Origin of the sequence: Sphingobium sp. V4, from assembly GCF_029590555.1 — a bacterium.
Taxonomy (GTDB): Bacteria; Pseudomonadota; Alphaproteobacteria; order Sphingomonadales; family Sphingomonadaceae; genus Sphingobium.
Map to the genome: position 1 here is coordinate 319,325 of NZ_CP081001.1, position 18,746 is coordinate 338,070.

Here is an 18,746-nt window from a genome sequence, read left to right on the forward strand (position 1 = left end):
GCTTTGTTTCGCTTGGGGAAATAGGACGTTGCCGCGCGTGGCGCAACGGGCCATCCTGATTATATCATAGCGGGATCATCCGTTCCGATGGTATCGGTCCGGAGGCTTCAGTCATTTGATTTGAGGCGTTTTCCGAGCCGGCGGATATTTTCCCGTGCCTCGGAAACGCCCTGGCACAAGGGGATTGCACATGGGGCTGATTTCGGAATTCAAGACGTTCATCAACCGCGGCAACGTGATGGACCTGGCCGTGGGCGTGATCATCGGCGGCGCCTTCGCCACGATCACCAAGTCGCTGACCGACGACCTGATCATGCCGGTGGTTGGCTATGTCTTCGGCGGGGCGGACTTTTCCGGCTATTTCATCCGCCTCGGCGACCTGCCCGCTGGCTTCAAGGGCAATCCCGAAAGCTATGCCGACCTGAAGGCGGCCGGGGTCGCCATGTTCGGCTGGGGCGAGTTCCTGACGGTGCTGGTCAATTTCCTGATCCTGGCCTTCATCATCTTCCTGCTGGTCAAGGCGGTGAACAAGCTGACCGCCAAGCCCGAACCGGAAGCTGCCCCCGCGCCGACGCCGGAAGACATCATGCTGCTGCGGGAAATCCGCGATTCGCTCAGAAAATAATCGTTTATGCGACGAAACGAGCCTGCGACGGGAACCATCCCCGGCGCGGCCAGTTGATCGGCGTCAGGGTTCGGCATGGCGTTGCGCCAATCGGACCCTATGCCGAATGACGTCAGCCCCAGGGGGCGCAACAGGAGAAAACGCCGTGAAAACCTTCGTCAAAGTCCTTGGCCTTGCCAGCCTTGTGGCGCTCGCCGCGTGCGATTCCGCCCAGGAAAACAAGGTCGAGAATGCTTACGAAAACCAGGCGGACGCACTCGACAACCAGGCCGACAACATGGAAGCGATGGCCGACAATCTGACCGGCAGCGCGGAAAATGCGGCCGAGAACGCGGCCGATGCGCTGGAGAACAAGGCCGACGCCACCCGCGAGGCGGGCGAGAAGGCAGAGGAAGCCGTCGAGAACAAGGAATAAGCGAACCACTGGTTCGTCTGACCTGCAAGGGGCGTCGCGATGGGATCGCGGCGCCCCTTGCATGTCGTCGCGCCTTTAACGGCCCTTTAACCACGCCCCGCCATGGTGCGGCTGCGCGCTTCCGTGGGGCCAAGAGGCAATGGACGAACTACTTCAGGAATTCATATCCGAAACCCAGGAGACACTGGAGGCGCTCGCCGGGGAGGTGATTGCGTGGGAGGCCGATCCGTCGGATCGCGAACGGCTGGATGCCATTTTCCGCTTCTTCCACACCGTGAAGGGCAGTTGCGGCTTCCTCAACCTGCCCCGTTTCGAGCGGTTGAGCCATGCGGCCGAGGATGTGCTGTCGGAGATTCGCGCCGGCAACCGGCAGGCGGACGCCACGACGGTGAGCGCGGTCCTGGGCCTGATGGACCGGATCGGCGAATTGGCGGAAGCGGTCGCCATGGGCGCCGCGCTGCCCAACGAGAATGACGATTATCTGATCGCGGCGCTGAGTGCGCCGGTCGAGAGGTCCGTGCCGTCCGCCGCGCCGGTCGCCGAAGCCGCCGTGGCGCAGGTCGCCGCACGGCAGGCGGGGCCACGGACCATCCGCCTGCCGCTGAGCCTGATCGACCAGCTCATGAACGGCGTTTCGGACATGGTCCTGGCGCGCAACGAGTTGTCGCGCAAGCTGCGCGAGCGGTCCGCAGACCCCGAACTCGATACGGTATTCGAACGGCTGTCGGCCTGCGTAGCGGACATGCGCGACGTGATTTCCAAGACCCGGATGCAGCGCGTCGACCGGCTGTTCGCCGCGATCCCGCGCATGGTGCGCGATCTGGGTCGCGAACTGGGCAAGCGCATCGACCTGACGCTGGAAGGCGGCGATGTGGAAATGGACCGCGAGATGGTGGAGATGGTCGTCGACCCGCTCACCCATATCGTGCGCAACAGCATCGACCATGGCATCGAGACGCCGGACAAGCGCCGCGCCAGGGGCAAGCCGGAGGTCGGCAAGCTGCGGGTCGAGGCCCGGCAGTCGGGCAACCAGATCGTCATCGCGATTGCCGACGACGGTGCGGGCATCGACACGGCGCGTCTCGTCGAAAAGGCGATCGCTGCCGGGCGGCTGACGCCCGAAGCGGCGGCGCGGATGAGCGAGCAGGATCGGCTGGAGCTGATCTTCCAGCCGGGGCTGTCCACCGCCCGGCAGGTAACCGCCATTTCCGGCCGGGGCGTGGGCATGGACGTGGTGCGCGCCAATGTGGAGCGGATCGGCGGCGTCATCGCACTCGACAATCAGCCGGGCCAGGGGCTGTGCATCACGCTGCGCGTGCCGCTGACCCTGACCATCATTCCCGGCCTCATCATTCGCGCAGGCGGTCAGCATTTCGCCATACCGCGCTCGGCGGTCGTGGAAATCCTGCACGACAACAACGACATGCTCCAGATCAGCGAGGTGGCCGGCGCGCAGATCGCCACCATTCGCGGCGTTCGCCATTCGATGATCGCGCTGGAGGACGTGCTGGGCATGGAGAAGCTGGCGCAGGCGGGACCGCGCGCGATCATGGTCGTGCGATCCGCCACTGGCGTTCCCTTCGCCATGGGCGTGGCGGCTGTCGACAATCATGAGGAACTGGTGATCCGTCCCGCCTCGCCGCTGGTCATGGCGACCGGCGTCTATGCCGGCATGACCCTGCCCGACAATGGCAAGCCGATGCTGCTGCTGGATGCGGCGGGCCTGGCGAATGCGGCGCGCCTGCCCAACATCATCGACGATCGGGCGGCGCAATGGCAGGAAGAGCAGGACGATGCCAAGGCCGGGGTCGAAATGGTCGCGGCGTTGCGCTTCGAGGAACTGACCGGCGAGCGACGTCTGCTCAAATTGTCGCTGATCGAACGCGTCGAGGATATCGATGCGCGCCTGTTCGGACGATCCGGCGGTCGCGCCTTCGTGCGGCTCGACGGGCGCCTGATGCCGGTAGCCAATGGCCATGACCGGTTCGACCGGGACAAGGTTTCGGCCTTGCGCCTGCGGGGCGACCAGCGGGAGGCCTGCTATCCGGTGGCGGCGGTTTTGGACATCGTCGACATGCCGCTGGTGCCCGACATGGTAGCGATGCACGGACTGCTGAGCGGCATATCGGTGATCGATGGCGAGCATCTGGAAGTGCTCAACCCCTTCGCCCTGTTCGCCGCGCTGCCCGAAGAGACGCTGGACGAGCGGCCGCGCGGGCGCTGCCTGCTGGCCGACAGCGACGATGGCTGGACGCGCGAGATACTGGCGCCGCTGCTGCGTCAGGCGGGGCATGACGTGATGCTGGGCCTGCCGGCCGACGCGGCTGTCGATCCGCGAGACGTGGTGCTGTGCAGCGGCTCCGATGCGGTGCAGGCGGCGGAAATCATGGGATGCCGCGTCGTCCAGTTGCGCACGTCGCCGCGCGCGGCCGGTCCGCAGGACGGCAGCATCTATCGTTACGATCAGGATGCGCTGATGGCGGCGATCGCCAGCGGACAGGGGTGAGGCCATGGACAGACTCTATCTTTTCGCCATGCTGGCGGGCACCCGCGTGGCGGTCGAGACCGAGGAGGTCGAGGCCGTCGTCAAGCTGGCCGACATATCGCCCGTGCCGGGCATGGGCGCGCATGTCGCCGGGCTTTCCGCGCTGCGCAGTCGGGTCCTCACGATCATCGATGTCGCCGCGATCGTGCATGGCCGGGCAACGCCGGCGGAGCGGCGCGGCCTGGCCGTCATCGCCGACATCAGCGGCCATAGCTACGGCCTGATGGTCGATAGCGTGATCGACATTTGTCATGTGCCGGAAGGCGAGGTGCCGATGCGGGGGCAACTGGACGCCGCCTGGGCGCCCTATGCGCGCGCGATCGTCGAGCATGACGGGCATCCCTGGCTGCTCGTGTCGCTCGCCGGATTTATCGAGGGCGGAACGGCAGCGCAGGCTGCATGAATTCTCCAGATGTTTACCAAATACTTGGTTTTGCCGGTTAACTCTCGTCGCACGGGGCGAATAATCCAAAGGGACGTTTCATGAAGAATTGCCTGGTCGTCGACGATTCGAAGGTTATCCGCAAGGTAGCCCGCCATATTCTCGAATCGCTCGACCTGACGGTTAGCGAGGCCGTGGACGGGCAGGACGCGCTGACCCAGTGCGAAGCGTCCCCGCCCGATGTCGTCCTGCTCGACTGGAACATGCCCGTGATGAGCGGCATGGAATTCCTCCAGGCGCTGTCGAGCGCACGGATGCAGGCGCGACCCAAGATCATCTTCTGCACGACGGAAAATGGCATCAGCCACATCAAGGCGGCGGTCGAGGCCGGGGCGGACGAATATGTGATGAAGCCGTTCGACCGCGAAACGCTGGAAAGCAAGCTGGCGATCGTGGGGGTCATCTAACGGCAACAGCCGCGTCCCGACCCGAGGAGTGCCGTCTTTCCTTCCATATTTCGTGCAGAAAGCGCCGTGATGACCGCCATCGTGCCGATCATGACCAGTCACAGCAGTGAGCGGAAGCCGTTTCGCACGCTGGTTGTCGACGATTCGGTCGTCGTGCGTACCGTCATCGAACGCATCCTGAACGCCGACCCGCGCTATGCTGTGGTTCACAAGACCAACAGCGCCGAACATGCGCTCGACTATCTGGCGGACAATGCGGTCGACCTGGTGTTGCTCGACATCGAATTGCCGGGGCAGAGCGGCCTTGCGGCGCTGCCGGCGATCCTGCGCGCGGACGCGGGCATCAAGGTCGCGATCCTGTCGGGCAAGTGCGAGGAGGGCAGCGCGGCCGCTGTCGAGGCGCTCGCATTGGGCGCAAGCGACATCGTGTCGAAGCCGGGCAGCGGCAGTTTTGGCGAGCAGTTCCCCCAGGCGCTGATCGAGCGGCTGAACCGGTTGTTCGACGGTCGATCGGACAGCCCGGTCGGGTCGCGTTCTGCGGGGCCGCCCGTCACCGAGCCGGCGGTTCAGCCGCTCGGCTGCCTGGGCATCGGCGCTTCGACGGGGGGGATTCACGCACTGGGGCAACTGTTCCAGGGGCTGGTCGCGCCGATTGGCGTGCCGATCCTGCTGACCCAGCATTTGCCGCTGAGCTTCACCATCTATTTCGCGCAGCAACTGGCGCGGATGACGAGCCTGCGGGTGAAGGTTGCGGAAACCGGTGATCCGCTGGCCGCTGACACGGTTTATGTCGCACCAGGTGACGCCAATCTTCAACTGCGCAAGGGGCTGCATGGGCGGGTTGCGATCCATCTCAACCCCGAACGGACGGCGGCGGGCAACCTGCCGGGAGTCGACCCGATGTTCACCAGTATGGCGGAAGTCTATGGCGCCGGAGCGGCGGGGATCGTGCTGACCGGCATGGGGCGTGACGGTACCATGGGTGCGCGGGACATCGTGGCTGCGGGCGGCTGGATCGTCGCGCAGACCGAAGCGAGCAGCGTCGTATGGGGTATGCCCGGTTCGGTAGCGGGTGCGGGCCTGACCTGCGCGCTGCTGGAGCCGGCGGCAATGATGGCGTTCGTGGCGCGACGCGGAAAGGTGAGCGCCTGATGACGCTTCCGCCCTCCGGATCGACCGCTCGCCTCAACCAGGGCGCGGCCCGGCTTCTGTCGGGCCTGCTTGAGGCGCGGACCGGCCAGATCCTGTCCGAAGGCCGGGCCTGGCGCATGGAGACGGCGCTGCGCCCTGTGCTGCGCGACCATGGCCTGGCTGACATCGATGCGCTCGCCGCGCGGCTGCTGCGCCAGAGCGACCTGCCGCTCGAAAAGGCGGTGATCGACGCGCTGCTCAACAATGAAAGCAGCTTCTTCCGCGATCTTCAGCTGTTCGACATGGTCAGTCGACAGATATTGCCGCATATCCATGCCGATCGAACGGATCGCACGCTCCGTATCTGGAGCGCGGGCTGTTCGACCGGGCAGGAGGCCTATTCGCTGGCGATCCAGTTGCGCAACGACTGGTCGCGCTGGAACGGCTGGCGGATCGAGATATTAGCGACGGACATATCGAGCGCTGCGATCGACCAGGCGCGGTCTGGCATCTTTTCCCAGATGGACGTGCAGCGGGGGCTGGGGATCGGGGACCTGATCAAATGGTTCGAGCCTCATGGGGACGATTGGCGGGCCAGTCCGGAATTGCGGCGCATGATCGATTTCCGGGAAGATAATCTGTTCGATGCGGCGGCGCCTTCGGGGGAATATGACCTGCTGCTCTGTCGCAACGTCCTGCTCTACTTCACGCCGGAGCGGCGGCAGACCGTGCTCGGCCTGCTTGCCCGGCACAGCCATGCGCGTTCGATCCTGCTGCTGGGTGCCGGGGAAACGGTGATCGGCCAAGGCGATGATTTCATTGCCCATCCCGAATTCCGTGGCAGCTATGCGCGGCAGGCGGCGCTGCCCGCCAATGCGATCGGCCGGGTGCGCCGCGTCGGCTGAGGCGGTCGCCCGCCTTAACCATGCTTGATTGCCGTGGCGGTCTCGGCCATGGTCTTGCAAGGCTGCCGCGTGAACAGGCGGCCGGAAGGGCGCGATGATCGAACAGCTGGAAGTGACTGGCCTTTCCCGATGACCGACATTCCCATGATAGAGACGCTGTCGCCCAATTTCGACGATCGGAAATTGCCCGTCTCGATGCTGGTGCTGCACTATACGGGGATGCCCGACGCGGCGAGTGCGATCGATTGGCTGGCCAGTCCCGAATCGAAGGTGTCGGCCCATTATGTCGTGACCGAGGAAGGGCAGATCGTCCGGATGGTGGACGAGGCCAAGCGGGCGTGGCACGCGGGCCGTGCACACTGGCGCGGCACCGACGACGTCAATTCGGCCAGCATCGGCATAGAGATCGTCAATCCGGGGCATGAATGGGGCTATCGCCCTTTCCCCGAGGCGCAGATGGGCGCGCTGATCCCGCTGATCCACGACATCGTCCAGCGCTATCGCATTACACGCGGCAATATCGTCGGCCACAGCGACGTGGCCCCCGCGCGCAAGCAGGATCCAGGCGAACTCTTCCCCTGGGGAACACTTGCGCGGCTGCGTCTGGCGCTACCGCGGCCGACCAAGAATCTGATGGACCCGCTGTGGACCGACAGCGCCTTCATGCTCGCGCTGGAGCGGTTCGGCTATGACATAGCCGAGCCGGACGCGGCGGTCGTTGCGTTCCAGCGACGGTTTCGCCCGGAACTGATCGACGGCGTGATCGACGGCGAATGTCGCGCCATCCTGCTCGCCCTGCTGCTGCCCAAGCCACAGGGCGACGACTAAACAGGGTGACTAAGCGCCAGAATCGGTCTAGGGGCAGCATCGCCAGAGGGTCGGGCGGCCGCGGCGTGGCGGGTAACTTCCACGGCGAGGAAAGTCCGGGCTTCACGAAATGACGGTGCCGGCTAACGGCCGGCTGGAGCGATCCAAGGGACAGTGCAACAGAAAGCAGGTCGCGAAGGTTTCGACCCCGCGAAATTGAAAGGGTGCGGTAAGAGCGCACCGCGTCTCCGGCAACGGAAGGCGGCACGGTAAACCCCACCGGAAGCAAGACCGAATAGGGGCGGCGCGCAGTCGAAAGGCTGCTAGGCATGTTTCGGCCGAGATCGCCCGGGTTGGTTGCTGGAGGAACGGAGCAATCCGTTCCCTAGAGGAATGGTCGCCTATCCCCTTAACGGGGTGGACAGAACCCGGCTTACAGACCCTCTGGCACTGGTGTTCACGCAAAAAGGAAAGGGGCGGGCTGGCGTTCGGCCTGGCAAATCCCTACTCTGCATAAATGGCAAGACAGAGCCGATCCAATGACTGGGGCTTTCCCCGGTGGCGCAGTTATGGCGCCACGCGCGAGGCGCAGCAGGTGCGCCTGTGCGACCGTTATGGCTGTGACCGGCCCGGCCAATGCCCTGCGCCCAAATCCCCGAACAGCCGTGATCGCTGGTATTTCTGTAGCGACCATGCCGCCGAATATAACAGGAACTGGGACTATTTTCAGGGGCTGGATCAGGAAGAGCGGGCGCGGCGTGAGCAGGAGGAGCGGCGCGATGCGGGCGCGTTCCAGTCGAGCGCCTATCATGGCTGGGGCGGACCTGGCGATGGCAGCCGATCGCGGGACGAGCTCCATGCGCTGAAAGCGCTGGACCTAGAGGATGACGCGAGTTTCGACGCGATCAAGAAGAGCTGGCGCCGGCTCGCCAAGGAACATCATCCCGACGTGAAGCCAGGCGACGCCGAAGCAGCGGTGCGGTTCCAGGCCATCCAGGCGGCTTATGAAGTGCTGCGTGCAGCGGAGGAACGTCGCAGCTGGAAGCCGAAGGGCGCGACCGATTAAGGATCATGTCCGCTCCAACTGGCGGAATACCGTGCTGGTCTGCCGCAAATGTTCAAGGAAGTTGGACGGCGGCTTCGGTCCGGGCGGCGACGAGCGTCTGGCCAAGGCGCTGCGGCGGCACTTGTCGATCAGGAAGGGGCGCAAGGGTGCGGCCGGCATCGTCGAGGTGAATTGCCTGGGTGTCTGTCCGAAGGGCGCCGTGACGGTCGTGAACGGCGCGGACAGCCGGGAATGGCTGCTGGTGCGGCCGGACGCGGACCTGGACGAGCTGGCGGCGACGCTGGGGCTGCTTCCCGATCATCGTTAATGCATTTCTTACCATTCCGACCCTAACCGGTCGAAATGAAATCATTATCTTCCGTCCGGTCGCGATTGCCGCTGGTCGCCCAGTGCGGGCTGATCCTGGTCGGCCTGGTCGCGCTCTATGCAGCGCCGCCGGCCAGCGGCACGATGCTGCTGGTGCCGCTCACACGGGCAGCCCGGGCCGAACTGGTGCCCATGGCGGTGGCGAACGGCGCGCGCCTGGTGGCGGCAGGGCCGTGGGCCGGCTCCTTCCTGGTCGATGGGCAGCGCGACCGGCTGGCCCGGCCGCTGCTGGGCAAGGGCGTGATCGCGCTGTCGGCGCGCGCGGGCGGGTGCGGAGCGGCCGCTGGATGAGCGCGATCGACAGTCTGGGCCGGCTGCGATTGCAGGGGTTGCGAATCCTGCTGCTGGCCAGCTGGATCTGGAGCGCCGCGCTGGGGCTGATGGCGATTGCCCTGGGCCTGCCGCAGGGGGGCACGATATTGTTCTTTTCCGCGCTCGCCAATGCGCTGCCGACCGTCATGGTCCTGCGCCAGCGGCGCGACATGGACGTGCGGCTCGCGGTCGGCACGCTGGCTGCGGTGCAACCGGCGCTGGGCGTGTTCCTGATGGCGGGCCACCGCTGGCAGATGGACGGCCATATGTTCTTCTTCGTCGCGCTTGCCGGCCTCGCCCTGCTGTACGACTGGCGGCCGATCCTGCTGGCGGCGGGCCTGGTGGCCCTGCATCACCTCCTGCTGAGCTTTCTCTCGCCCATCTGGGTTTTCCCCGGCGGGGGCGACGTGCAGCGTGTCGCGATTCATGCGCTGGCGGTGCTGCTTGAGGCCGCGATACTCTGCTATCTGACCACGCGCCTGCGGGCGATGTTGCTGGCCCTCGATGGACATGTCAGTGGTGCGGCGCGGCTGGCGCAGGAGGCCGAGGCCGGTCGCGCCGCGGCCGAATCGGCCATGGCGGCCAGCCGGGCGGCGAGCGAGCGCGAGGCGGCGTTGCGGTCCGAACGCGAACAGGACAGGGCGAGGATCGCCACGGAAAGACGCGCGGAAACGCTGGCGCTGGTGCAGGCGTTCCGCCAGTCGATCGCGGACGTCGTCCATGCGGTCAGCACCGCCACCGGCGAACTGGAGGAGTCGGCCCGTTCGCTGAACGATGTAGCGCGCCGTGCTAGCGCCGGCACGGACGAGACGGTTGCGGCTGCCGAACAATCGTCGAGCCGGGCGGCGCAACTGGCGAGACGGATCGACCAGCTTTCCGAATCCATCACCGCGATTGCGACCGCCGCGACCCAGCAGGCGACGCTGGGTGGGGAAGCGCAGCGCGTGTCCAGCGCCGGGCATGAAGCGATGCGCGACATGGAGAATCGCACCGCCTCCATCACTGGTTTCGCCGATTCCATCACCCAGATTGCCGCGCGCACCAACCTGCTGGCGCTCAACGCCACCATTGAGGCGGCGCGCGCGGGCGAGGTGGGGCGGGGCTTTGCCGTCGTCGCGCAGGAGGTCAAGCAACTGGCGGGGCAGGCCGCGAGCGCGACCGGCGAGATCCAGACCCTGGCGCAATCGGCGCAGCAAGGGGCCGGGGTTGCGCAGGAGGCGCTGGCGGATGTCGCTGGGGCGGTGGAACAATTGGCCGGAGCGGCCGACGCGATCCAGCGCGCGGTCGGCGACCAGCGCGATGCGACCGAGGCGATCGGCCAGTCGGCGCGGGATACGGCGCGCGACGCGATCGTAATGGCGGGGCGGATGGAGCAGGTGGCCGACATGGCGCGCAGCACCGAAAGCCTGTCCGATCGTGTGTCCAGCGCTGCGTCGGGCCTGTCGCGCACCGCGCAGGCCTTGCAGCGGGCGACCGACCGGTTCGTCGGGCAGCTGGAAGCCGCCTGACAGGGGTCAGGCCCGTCGGGCCAAGCGGGATGCGTCGGCCGCCGCCGTGTCGGCCAGTGGATAGAGAGCGCGGTTTTCGCGATCGATCCGGTCGCTCAGGGCGGTCAGGATCAGGCGGGTTTCGGCGCAGAAATCGGACCATTGGGAACTGATCCGGTCGTCGCTCCAGGCCGCCATATAGACCGAAAATCTGTCGGCCAGGGCGCCGGTTTCCTTTTGCAGGAGCGTTGCGCGCTCGCGGGTGAGGGGATCGGCGGCGCGTTGCAGCGCCGGATAGAGGATGCGGTCTTCCAGCGCGAGATGCGCGATCAGTTGCCGCGCCAGTTGCCAGCGGAGCCGGGCCACGCCCTGCGGCTGCCGGTCATCGGTGATGGCCTGCGCGAGCTGGCGGGCGCTCAGGCTGATTTCTTCATGCTGCCGGCGCAGCTCATGCAAATTCATCATCAGGGCGCTCCCCGTGCCACGGAGAGCCGATCATGACCGCAGGAGCTTTAACAAAATATTGTTCCGGCACCATAATGGTGCGGGAATGACTGTCTCCACGCCGGGGCGCGGAGACAGTCCGTCCGATCAGGCGGGCTGGTCGGCGCGGCTGGCGCCCTCGCCGTCCAGGTTCAGGGCGGCGAAATCCCAGTTGATCGCTTCCTTGAGGATGCGGTCGGCATAGCTGGGGCGCAGGTTGCGATAGTCGATATAATAGGCATGTTCCCACACATCGACGATCAGCAGCGGCGCATGGCCTTCATGCGCGACGGGGGTGTCGGCGTCATGATAGCTGGTCACTTCCAGCTTGCCGTCCTTCAGGATCAGCGCGGCCCAGCCGCTGGCGAAATGGCCGACGGCTTCGGTCTTCAGCTTTTCGATCAGCGCATCGACCGACCCGAAGGCTTCCTCGATCTTGGCCAGCAGTTCGCCGGTGGGCGCGGTCTTGGTCGGCGACAGCGACTGCCAGTAGAATGTGTGGTTCCAGATCTGGCCGACCTGGTTGAAAAGGCCGCCCTTGGACGACTTGATCAGTTCCACGAGCGACTTGCCCTGCAGGGCGGGGTCCGCAGCGACCAGTTCATTGGCCTTCACGACATAGGCGTTGTGATGCTTGCCATGGTGGAAATCGAAGGTTTCGATCGAAAGGATGTCGCCAAAGGCATCCTTGGCATAGGGCAGGTCGGGCAGAACAAAGGCCATGGCGGAACTCCTCGGGTTCGTTATGGGACGGCCGCACAACGGCTGGCGCGGTCGGTTGGTTCAATGATCCGGGCTGGGCTGCAAGCCCGCCGCGCCTCCCATATGCTCACCCTGACGGGGATTGAAAGGGGGATATGCCTATTGCGAAACGATCGCAGAAAAAGGCGCCTATCCCTGCGGTGGGGTGGTTTCGCCGACTTCGTCGCTGTCCAGGCTATCGCCCAGGGTCAGGCCATGGCGCATGAGCATCGGGATGTTGGCGGCGGCGAAGACGATCGACACGATGGTAACGCCCCAAACCTTGACCGCCAGCCATGTATCGAAACTCATCGACCGGCGCATCACCTCGTTCGCGACCGCCATGGCGACGAAGAACAGCGCCCAGTTGCGCGACAGTTTCAGCCAGCCTTCATGGGTCAGCCCGTCATAGGCTGCTTGCAGCAGATATTTGAGCAGCGGCTTGCCGCGCAGCAGACCGGCGAACAGCATCAGCGCGAAGAAGCTGTAGATGATGGTCGGCTTGAGCTGGATGAAGCTCTGGTCGTGGAAATAGATGGTGAGGCCGCCGAAGAACAGGATCAGCAGCGCTGAGAGCCAGAGCATCGGCGACACACGGCCCAGCTTCACCTTCGAGATGATGACAGCGATCACGATCGCCGCCATGAAGGCTGCGGTGCCGAAGGTCATGGCGGTGATGGGATTGCCCGATCCCCAGATCCAGCCCGCGCCCTTGTAGGTCAGAAAGAAGACCAGCAGCGGCCCGAAGTCGAGCGCCAGGCTGAGCGTGCCGCCATGAGCGGGCTTTGCGGACGCCTTGGTGTCAGCGGGCATAGGCCGTCCCCGCAATCGCCTTGGCCATGTCGCCCGGATCGAAGGGGCGCAGATCCTCGATCTTCTCGCCCACGCCGATCGCATGGATGGGCAGGCGATATTTCTCCGCCGCCGCGACCAGCACGCCGCCGCGCGCCGTGCCATCGAGCTTGGTCATGACGAGGCCCGTCACCTGAGCGGTTTCCTTGAAGACTTCGATCTGGTTCAACGCATTCTGTCCCGTGGTGGCATCCAGCACCAGGACAACGTCGTGCGGAGCGGCGGGGTTCAATCGGCCCAGAACTCGGCGCACCTTGGCCAGTTCGTCCATCAGTTCGGTCTTGTTCTGGAGGCGGCCGGCGGTGTCCACGATCAGCACGTCGATGCCGGTGGCAGTGGCCTGCTTGACCGCATCGAAGACGATGCCCGCCGCGTCGCCGCCTTCCTTGCCCGCGACGATGGGGACGCCGAGCCGCTCGGCCCAGACCTTCAGCTGTCCGATGGCAGCGGCGCGGAAGGTGTCGCCCGCCGCCAGCATCACGCCATAATCCTGCTCCAGGAAATTATGGGCGAGCTTGGCGATGGTGGTGGTCTTGCCCGAGCCGTTGACGCCGATCACCAGGATCACCTGCGGGCGGGGGAAGGCCTCTATCTCCAGCGGGCGGGCGACCGGGGCGAGGGTCTTCTCGATCTCCTCCGCGATGATTTCGCGCAGATAGTCCTCGGTCAATTCCTTGTTGTAGCGCCCCTCGGCCAGCCGCTCGCGCACGCGTGCGGCCATGGCGGGACCAAGGTCCGACATGATGAGCGCTTCCTCGATCTCGTCCAGTGTCTGGTTGTCGAGCGCGGCCTTGGTAAAAAGGCCGGTGAGATTTTCCCCGAGCCTGTCGGAGGTGCGCTTCAATCCGCCGAAGAGGCGGTCGCGCCAGGAAGTGTCAGCCATGCAAATAAACCATCGTCATTCCCGCGAAGGCGAGAAACCATCTCCGGCCATATCCCAAAACCGCAAGTCCGGGAGATGGATCCCCGCCTTCGCGGGAATGACGGATGATGGAAATCCCTGTCATGCCGCCTCTTGCGCGATCAGGGAGCCATTCTCAAGGCCCGTGATGGTTGCGCGCACGATGGAGGAGGGCGCTTGCCCTTCCGTAAAGCGCACGGGCGCGAAATTTTCCGCATGGCCGCTCAACCCGCTGCGTTCGACCAGCACCGACTGGGTGGTGCCGATCAGGCTGCGGAGCCAGGCTTCGCGGCGGGTGGCACAGGCATCGCGCAGCCGCGCGGCGCGGGCCTTGATCGTCGCGCGATCGACCTGCGGCATTCGTGCGGCGGGGGTGCCCGTGCGGGGTGAAAAGGGGAAGATATGGCCATGGACGATGACGCATTCATCGATCAGGCGGAGGCTGTTTTCGAACATCGCCTCGTCCTCGGTCGGGAAGCCGGCGATGATGTCCGCGCCGATGCTGATGTCGGGGCGGGCGGCCTTGACCGTCTCCACGATGCGGATCGCGTCCGCGCGGGCGTGGCGGCGCTTCATGCGCTTGAGGATCAGGTCGTCGCCGGCCTGGAGCGAGAGATGCAGGTGCGGCATCATACGCGGCTCATGAGCGATCAGATCGAGCAGGCGGTTATCGATTTCCACGCTGTCGATCGACGAGAGGCGCAGGCGGGGCAGGTCGGGCACGCCTTTCAGGATGCGTTCGATCAACAGGCCCAGCGACGGACTGCCCGGCAGGTCGGGACCATAGCTGGTGACATCCACGCCGGTCAGCACGATTTCCCGGTAGCCGGCATCGACCAGCTGCTTCGCCTTCTCGACCACCGCGCCGGCGGGGACGGAGCGGCTGTTCCCCCGGCCATAGGGTATGATGCAGAAGGTACAGCGATGGTCGCAGCCATTCTGCACTTCCAGGAAGGCGCGGGCATGATCGGCGAAGGCCGACGCCATGTGCGGCGCGGTGTCGCGCACGGCCATGATGTCGGAGACTCTGACGATGTTCCGTTCGACTCGAACGGAGCTGTAGGTGGCCGCCTCCATCTTCTCAAGGTTACCGATCACGCCGTCGACTTCGGCCATGGCGGCGAAGGTCTGCGGCTCGGTCTGGGCGGCGCAGCCGGTGACGAGGATGCGGGCGTCGGGGCGTTCGCGCCGGGCGCGGCGGATCGCCTGGCGGGTCTGGCGCACGGCTTCGGCGGTGACGGCGCAACTGTTGACGACGATCAGGTCGTCCTGGCCGCTCGCCATGTCGCGGATCGCCTCGCTCTCCGCGATGTTGAGGCGGCAGCCCATGGTGATGATGTCGGGGCCGGCCATGGCCTAAAAGCGCGACCAGTCCGCCTCGCCATCGAAGACATGGGTGGCTGGGCCGGTCATCTGGATGGTGCCGCCCGGTGCCCATTCGATGACGAGGTCGCCGCCGGGCAGGCTGACCGTCACCGGGCCGGCCATCAGGCGGCGGCGGATGGCGGCAACGGCGGTGGCGCAGGCGCCGGTGCCGCAGGCGCGCGTCAGGCCCGCGCCCCGTTCCCATACGACCAGGCGGATATGATTGTCGCCGACGACCTGCGCGAAATTGACGTTCACGCGCGCGGGGAAGAGCGGATCATGCTCGATCAGCGGGCCGAGACGGTCGAAGTTCACACCGTCCAGATCGTCCACGAAGAAGATCACATGCGGGTTGCCGACATTGACCGCAGCGGGTGCGGGCAGGTCTTCCCAGGTCGCGCCCATGGTCAGCGTGTCCATGGGGTAGGCGAGCGGGATCGCATCCCACTCAAAGCGCGGCGCACCCATGTCTACGCTCGCGCCGCCGTCGACGGCTTTGGCATCCAGCAGGCCCGCCCTGGTGCGGATCAGCACGTCGCGGCCGACGAACAGGGGAACGCAGCGTGTGGCATTGCCGCACGCCTCGACTTCGCTGCCGTCGGCGTTGAATATCTGCATCGATACGTCGGCATCCGGCGCGTCGCCGATCAGGATCAGCTGGTCGCAGCCGATGCCGGCATGGCGATCGGCAATGGCCCGCGCGCGCGCTTCCGTCATCTCGACGGGGTGGGCGCGGGCGTCGATCACGACGAAGTCGTTACCCAGGCCATGCATTTTGGAAAAGCGTCCCATGGGCGCGCATGTAGTGGGAGTGGACGAAAAAGGCGAGTCCGGGCTATTGCGCGGTCTTGAACAAGACGCTGATGCCGCGAACCAAGGATATGGGGGTGCCGTCATTGTCCTTGATGATCTCGGCGGGTATTGCTTTCGCCTGCCCGCAGGCGACAGAGGCGAGCTTCCATTCTTTAGAATTGGTAGGGCTTGGCTCGCACGCAGCCATCTGTCCGGTGGCGTCGTATCTGGCGATGAGCCAGACCATTTTTTCCCGTGAACCGTCGGGCAATTTTTGAACCGTTAATTCAATTGTCGGGCCAGGTGGTGCGGGCCTCTTGCTCCTGAACGGTCCGGAACGACCGGGCAGATGCCATGTGAGGCGTCCGTCATAAATATTATAGCTCGGCTGACCGCTTTCGTCGGTCGCTGGTCTGAACTTTGAATGAGCGACGATCATACTACAAGTGGCTGCGTCCAGGTCCGTCGAGCCACTGGGTTCCATGATCGTGCACCGGGCAACTCTTCCTTTTGGGCCAATCAATAGCTGGAAGCCGGCTGTGCCTTCCTCTCGTCGTTTCAGCGCGCCGGCCGGATAGTCGTTGTCGGACATCCAACTGCCGGGATTTCCGGCCGGTGAAGCCAATGCAAGCGCACTTGCCATCAAAAGTCCGGATACCACAAACTTACTTTCCCCCTTACACGACGGTTGCCCGCCGCTGCCCGTAAAGAAAATAGACTGCCAACCCAATCGCGTTCCACACCGCACACGCCAGAATCGTCTTCATCGGCAGGCTGACGAACAGATAGGCGCAGCCTGCGACCGCGCCGATACCAACCAACCAGGCGGCGGGGGTGCGGAAGGGGCGCTTGAGGTCCGGGGAGCGGCGTCGCAGGACGAGGAGGCAGAGGCCGACCGAGGTAAAGGCGATCAGGGTGCCGGCATTGGCCAGTGCCGCGATCTCGTCGATCGGCAGGACGCCGGCGATGATCGCCACCAGCACGGCGGTGACGGCAGTAATGCGTGCGGGGGTGCCGCGCCGCGAAATCTTTGCAAGGCTCTGCGGCAGGAAGCCGTCACGCGCCATCACCAGGAAGATACGGCTCTGGCCGTAGAGGAAGCCCAACAGCACGGTCGGCAGCGCGATCACGGCGGCGATGGCTACGATCCGGGCGATGCCGCCCTGTCCCATCTCGCGCAGGATCAGCGCCAGCGGCTCCGGGCTGGCGGCGAAACGGGTGAAGGGCAGGGCGCCGATCGCGGCGGCGGCCACCAGCACATAGATGAGCGTGCAGACGATCAGCGACCCGACGATGCCGATGGCCAGGTCGCGGTCCGGGTTCTTCGCTTCCTCTGCCGCGGTCGAGATGGCGTCGAAGCCGTAGAAGGCGAAGAAGATGATCGCGGCGGCCGCCATCACGCCGCGTTCGACCCCGTCCGGCCCCATATGCTTGGCGAAGCCGAAGGGCATGAAGGGCTGCAAATTCTGTGCGTCGAAAGCGGGCAGGGCGACCCAGACGAACAGGCTCAGGGTTGCGATCTTGATGAGGACGAGGATGGTGTTGAGGCGCGCGCTTTCATGGGTCCCGAACATCAGCAGGCCCGCGACCACGGCGATGATGAAGATGGCGGGCAGGTTGACGAGGCCGCCCAGTTCCGGCCCTTTGGTCAAGAGTTCCGGGAAGCCCAGCGGCGTCAGCAGCGGCCCGGCATAGCCCGACCAGCCGACCGCCACGGTCGACACCACGAGCGAATATTCCAGAATCAGGCTCCAGCCCACGATCCAGGCGATGCCTTCGCCCAGCACGACATAGGAATAGCTGTAGGCGCTGCCCGCCGCCGGCATCATGGTCGACAGTTCGGCATAGGCGAGCGCGGCGCAGGCGCAGATCGCGCCCGCTATGGCAAAGGAGAGCAGCACGGCGGGGCCGGCCCGGTCCGCGCCGACCCCGATCAAGGTCAGGATGCCGGTGCCGACGATTGCGCCGACGCCCAGCGCCAGCAGATGCGGCCAGGAAAGGGTGCGCGCCATCTGGTGCACCGCCTCCTGCGGCATCATCGCCTCCATCGGCTTGCGGCGTGTCCAGCTCATGTCCTGATCGGCTCCCCATATATGTCTGTTGCGGGCTGTTGTGCTGGCGTAAAACAGCGTCCCGCGCAAGCGCTGACGGGACTCGTCGCGCCCTGTCGTCTTGCCCCTGCGCTTCTGATAGAAAGGCGTCAACGACAGTCGAAGGGTCGCGCCAGGGTCATCGAGCGGAAAGGGCTCCCATGGATGCGATAGCTATGCCGCCGCGCGTCACCGCGCGCGAGAACGGCTTTTTTCTGGCCATGGCCGTCTTCATTGCGGTCACGGTCATCGGTGGTTTCGGCTCCTTTGCCCTGCGGGGCCAGGTGGATGTGGGACGTGTGCCCTATTGGGTGCATGTCCATGGCGCCGTGTTCGTGGCGTGGACGCTGCTGTTCGTCGCGCAGGCCGCGCTGGTTTGGCGTGGCACGATGGCGTTGCATCGGCGGCTGGGGTGGATCGCCGTGGGGCTGGGCGTGGCGATGGTGCCCCTGGGCCTGCTGACCGCCGGCATGGCGGTGCGGCTGGGGCGGGTGCCGCCCTTCTTCACGCCGCGCATCTTCATGGCGCTGAGCCTGCTGGAGATAGTGGCCTTCATGCTGCTGCTGACGCTGGCCATCCGCGCGCGGCGGCGGACCGACTGGCACCGCCGGTTGATGATCTGTACGCTGATCGCGATAATCGGTCCCGCATTCGGGCGGATATTGCCGATGGCGCTGCTGGGGCCGTGGGGCGGACTGGCGGTGCTGGGGATGCAGCTTCTCTATCTGGGGATCGCGGCGGCCTATGATCCGATCTCGCGCCGCCGGGTGCATCCGGCCTATGGCGTGGGGGCGCTGGTCGTCATCGTCGAGGGGGTGGCGGTTCCGCTGCTGGCGGCGACCCCGCCGATCGGTGCACTGGTCGCCGTTCTGGCTCCTGCCTGATTGCTTGCATCGCGGACGCCCTTGCGCTAAGGGCGCCCGTGCAATCGGCCGGTCTCCGTCCGATACCCTGACGACTCCAGGACGCCCAAGAGGGGCATCGGATGGACGCTGGCCGGCGAGGTTTCGCCCG

At 65.5% G+C, this 18,746-nt stretch carries 21 protein-coding genes and 1 other RNA gene; 14 read left to right on the plus strand and 8 right to left on the minus strand.

What is annotated here, in order from left to right; genetic code table 11:
• Positions 1–190 precede the first annotated feature (190 nt).
• The 13 genes from mscL (at position 191) to K3M67_RS01710 (ending at position 10,529) form a co-directional block, all read left to right on the plus strand.
• Complete coding sequence (gene mscL, locus K3M67_RS01650) at positions 191–625, plus strand: large conductance mechanosensitive channel protein MscL (protein ID WP_285832091.1); 435 nt, start codon at positions 191–193, stop codon at positions 623–625.
• Positions 626–770: 145 nt separating this feature from the next.
• Positions 771–1,040 carry a hypothetical protein gene (locus K3M67_RS01655; RefSeq protein WP_066860412.1) on the plus strand — a complete coding sequence of 90 codons (270 nt, stop codon included), beginning with the start codon at positions 771–773 and terminating at the stop codon, positions 1,038–1,040.
• 139 nt (positions 1,041–1,179) lie between these two features.
• Positions 1,180–3,546, plus strand: coding sequence for a chemotaxis protein CheA (locus K3M67_RS01660; protein WP_285832092.1), 2,367 nt, complete (start codon positions 1,180–1,182; stop codon positions 3,544–3,546).
• Positions 3,547–3,550: 4 nt separating this feature from the next.
• A complete protein-coding gene (locus K3M67_RS01665; RefSeq protein ID WP_066860405.1) occupies positions 3,551–3,988 on the plus strand; it encodes a chemotaxis protein CheW in 438 nt (145 codons plus the stop codon).
• A gap of 80 nt (positions 3,989–4,068) precedes the next feature.
• Positions 4,069–4,434 (plus strand): response regulator, encoded by a 366-nt coding sequence (locus tag K3M67_RS01670; RefSeq protein WP_066860402.1) that lies wholly within the window; start codon positions 4,069–4,071, stop codon positions 4,432–4,434.
• A gap of 69 nt (positions 4,435–4,503) precedes the next feature.
• The gene (locus K3M67_RS01675) at positions 4,504–5,586 is read left to right on the plus strand and encodes a chemotaxis protein CheB (RefSeq protein WP_285832093.1); all 1,083 of its coding nucleotides are present in this window, start codon (positions 4,504–4,506) and stop codon (positions 5,584–5,586) included.
• Positions 5,586–6,470: a CheR family methyltransferase gene (locus tag K3M67_RS01680; RefSeq protein WP_066860396.1), complete on the plus strand. Its 885-nt coding sequence runs from the start codon at positions 5,586–5,588 to the stop codon at positions 6,468–6,470. Before K3M67_RS01675 ends, K3M67_RS01680 begins: the two co-directional genes overlap by 1 nt.
• Positions 6,471–6,599: 129 nt before the next feature.
• The gene (locus K3M67_RS01685) at positions 6,600–7,298 is read left to right on the plus strand and encodes an N-acetylmuramoyl-L-alanine amidase (RefSeq protein ID WP_285832094.1); all 699 of its coding nucleotides are present in this window, start codon (positions 6,600–6,602) and stop codon (positions 7,296–7,298) included.
• Between the two features lie 42 nt (positions 7,299–7,340).
• Positions 7,341–7,729: RNase P RNA component class A (gene rnpB / locus K3M67_RS01690), an RNA gene on the plus strand.
• A gap of 65 nt (positions 7,730–7,794) precedes the next feature.
• A complete protein-coding gene (locus K3M67_RS01695; protein WP_066860391.1) occupies positions 7,795–8,343 on the plus strand; it encodes a J domain-containing protein in 549 nt (182 codons plus the stop codon).
• Entirely contained in the window at positions 8,282–8,650 is a 369-nt protein-coding gene (locus K3M67_RS01700; protein ID WP_502958889.1) for a (2Fe-2S) ferredoxin domain-containing protein, read from the plus strand. Before K3M67_RS01695 ends, K3M67_RS01700 begins: the two co-directional genes overlap by 62 nt.
• Before the next feature lie 35 nt (positions 8,651–8,685).
• Positions 8,686–9,000: a hypothetical protein gene (locus K3M67_RS01705; protein WP_285832095.1), complete on the plus strand. Its 315-nt coding sequence runs from the start codon at positions 8,686–8,688 to the stop codon at positions 8,998–9,000.
• Positions 8,997–10,529, plus strand: a complete 1,533-nt coding sequence (locus tag K3M67_RS01710; RefSeq protein ID WP_066860382.1) for a methyl-accepting chemotaxis protein — start codon at positions 8,997–8,999, stop codon at positions 10,527–10,529. The genes K3M67_RS01705 and K3M67_RS01710 overlap by 4 nt, the downstream gene beginning before the upstream one ends.
• A 6-nt stretch (positions 10,530–10,535) precedes the next feature.
• Here the strand turns inward: K3M67_RS01710 and K3M67_RS01715 are convergent, their stop codons facing one another.
• The 8 genes from K3M67_RS01715 to K3M67_RS01750 form a co-directional block, all read right to left on the minus strand.
• A complete protein-coding gene (locus K3M67_RS01715; protein WP_285832096.1) occupies positions 10,536–10,973 on the minus strand; it encodes a hemerythrin domain-containing protein in 438 nt (145 codons plus the stop codon).
• Between the two features lie 126 nt (positions 10,974–11,099).
• Positions 11,100–11,714 carry a superoxide dismutase gene (locus tag K3M67_RS01720; protein ID WP_285832097.1) on the minus strand — a complete coding sequence of 205 codons (615 nt, stop codon included), beginning with the start codon at positions 11,712–11,714 and terminating at the stop codon, positions 11,100–11,102.
• Between the two features lie 168 nt (positions 11,715–11,882).
• A complete protein-coding gene (gene ispZ / locus K3M67_RS01725) occupies positions 11,883–12,545 on the minus strand; it encodes a septation protein IspZ (RefSeq protein ID WP_066860378.1) in 663 nt (220 codons plus the stop codon).
• Entirely contained in the window at positions 12,535–13,467 is a 933-nt protein-coding gene (ftsY, locus tag K3M67_RS01730) for a signal recognition particle-docking protein FtsY (protein WP_066860375.1), read from the minus strand. Before ftsY ends, ispZ begins: the two co-directional genes overlap by 11 nt.
• Positions 13,468–13,587: 120 nt before the next feature.
• Positions 13,588–14,838, minus strand: a complete 1,251-nt coding sequence (gene mtaB / locus K3M67_RS01735; RefSeq protein ID WP_285832098.1) for a tRNA (N(6)-L-threonylcarbamoyladenosine(37)-C(2))-methylthiotransferase MtaB — start codon at positions 14,836–14,838, stop codon at positions 13,588–13,590.
• Positions 14,839–14,841: 3 nt separating this feature from the next.
• On the minus strand, positions 14,842–15,642 hold the full coding sequence (gene dapF / locus K3M67_RS01740) for a diaminopimelate epimerase (RefSeq protein WP_066860367.1): 801 nt from the start codon (positions 15,640–15,642) through the stop codon (positions 14,842–14,844).
• A gap of 43 nt (positions 15,643–15,685) precedes the next feature.
• Positions 15,686–16,285: an energy transducer TonB gene (locus K3M67_RS01745; protein ID WP_066860365.1), complete on the minus strand. Its 600-nt coding sequence runs from the start codon at positions 16,283–16,285 to the stop codon at positions 15,686–15,688.
• Between the two features lie 34 nt (positions 16,286–16,319).
• On the minus strand, positions 16,320–17,714 hold the full coding sequence (locus K3M67_RS01750; protein WP_066860363.1) for an amino acid permease: 1,395 nt from the start codon (positions 17,712–17,714) through the stop codon (positions 16,320–16,322).
• A 179-nt stretch (positions 17,715–17,893) separates the two neighbouring features.
• Here K3M67_RS01750 and K3M67_RS01755 point away from each other — a divergent pair, with 179 nt between their 5' ends.
• Positions 17,894–18,616: a hypothetical protein gene (locus K3M67_RS01755; RefSeq protein WP_066860360.1), complete on the plus strand. Its 723-nt coding sequence runs from the start codon at positions 17,894–17,896 to the stop codon at positions 18,614–18,616.
• Positions 18,617–18,746 lie beyond the last annotated feature (130 nt).

What these genes read in the sequence shown, in the direction of transcription:
- mtaB (WP_285832098.1), bottom strand. Translation starts at nt 14,838, where the DNA reads ATGGCCGGCCCCGACATCATCACCATGGGCTGCCGCCTCAACATCGCG.
- K3M67_RS01700 (WP_502958889.1), top strand. Translation starts at nt 8,282, where the DNA reads ATGAAGTGCTGCGTGCAGCGGAGGAACGTCGCAGCTGGAAGCCGAAGG.
- K3M67_RS01705 (WP_285832095.1), top strand. Translation starts at nt 8,686, where the DNA reads ATGAAATCATTATCTTCCGTCCGGTCGCGATTGCCGCTGGTCGCCCAG.
- mscL (WP_285832091.1), top strand. Translation starts at nt 191, where the DNA reads ATGGGGCTGATTTCGGAATTCAAGACGTTCATCAACCGCGGCAACGTG.
- K3M67_RS01720 (WP_285832097.1), bottom strand. Translation starts at nt 11,714, where the DNA reads ATGGCCTTTGTTCTGCCCGACCTGCCCTATGCCAAGGATGCCTTTGGC.
- K3M67_RS01710 (WP_066860382.1), top strand. Translation starts at nt 8,997, where the DNA reads ATGAGCGCGATCGACAGTCTGGGCCGGCTGCGATTGCAGGGGTTGCGA.
- K3M67_RS01670 (WP_066860402.1), top strand. Translation starts at nt 4,069, where the DNA reads ATGAAGAATTGCCTGGTCGTCGACGATTCGAAGGTTATCCGCAAGGTA.
- K3M67_RS01685 (WP_285832094.1), top strand. Translation starts at nt 6,600, where the DNA reads ATGACCGACATTCCCATGATAGAGACGCTGTCGCCCAATTTCGACGAT.
- ispZ (WP_066860378.1), bottom strand. Translation starts at nt 12,545, where the DNA reads ATGCCCGCTGACACCAAGGCGTCCGCAAAGCCCGCTCATGGCGGCACG.
- K3M67_RS01755 (WP_066860360.1), top strand. Translation starts at nt 17,894, where the DNA reads ATGGATGCGATAGCTATGCCGCCGCGCGTCACCGCGCGCGAGAACGGC.
- K3M67_RS01680 (WP_066860396.1), top strand. Translation starts at nt 5,586, where the DNA reads ATGACGCTTCCGCCCTCCGGATCGACCGCTCGCCTCAACCAGGGCGCG.
- K3M67_RS01750 (WP_066860363.1), bottom strand. Translation starts at nt 17,714, where the DNA reads ATGAGCTGGACACGCCGCAAGCCGATGGAGGCGATGATGCCGCAGGAG.
- K3M67_RS01665 (WP_066860405.1), top strand. Translation starts at nt 3,551, where the DNA reads ATGGACAGACTCTATCTTTTCGCCATGCTGGCGGGCACCCGCGTGGCG.
- K3M67_RS01660 (WP_285832092.1), top strand. Translation starts at nt 1,180, where the DNA reads ATGGACGAACTACTTCAGGAATTCATATCCGAAACCCAGGAGACACTG.
- ftsY (WP_066860375.1), bottom strand. Translation starts at nt 13,467, where the DNA reads ATGGCTGACACTTCCTGGCGCGACCGCCTCTTCGGCGGATTGAAGCGC.
- K3M67_RS01715 (WP_285832096.1), bottom strand. Translation starts at nt 10,973, where the DNA reads ATGATGAATTTGCATGAGCTGCGCCGGCAGCATGAAGAAATCAGCCTG.
- K3M67_RS01675 (WP_285832093.1), top strand. Translation starts at nt 4,504, where the DNA reads ATGACCGCCATCGTGCCGATCATGACCAGTCACAGCAGTGAGCGGAAG.
- K3M67_RS01695 (WP_066860391.1), top strand. Translation starts at nt 7,795, where the DNA reads ATGGCAAGACAGAGCCGATCCAATGACTGGGGCTTTCCCCGGTGGCGC.
- dapF (WP_066860367.1), bottom strand. Translation starts at nt 15,642, where the DNA reads ATGGGACGCTTTTCCAAAATGCATGGCCTGGGTAACGACTTCGTCGTG.
- K3M67_RS01745 (WP_066860365.1), bottom strand. Translation starts at nt 16,285, where the DNA reads ATGGCAAGTGCGCTTGCATTGGCTTCACCGGCCGGAAATCCCGGCAGT.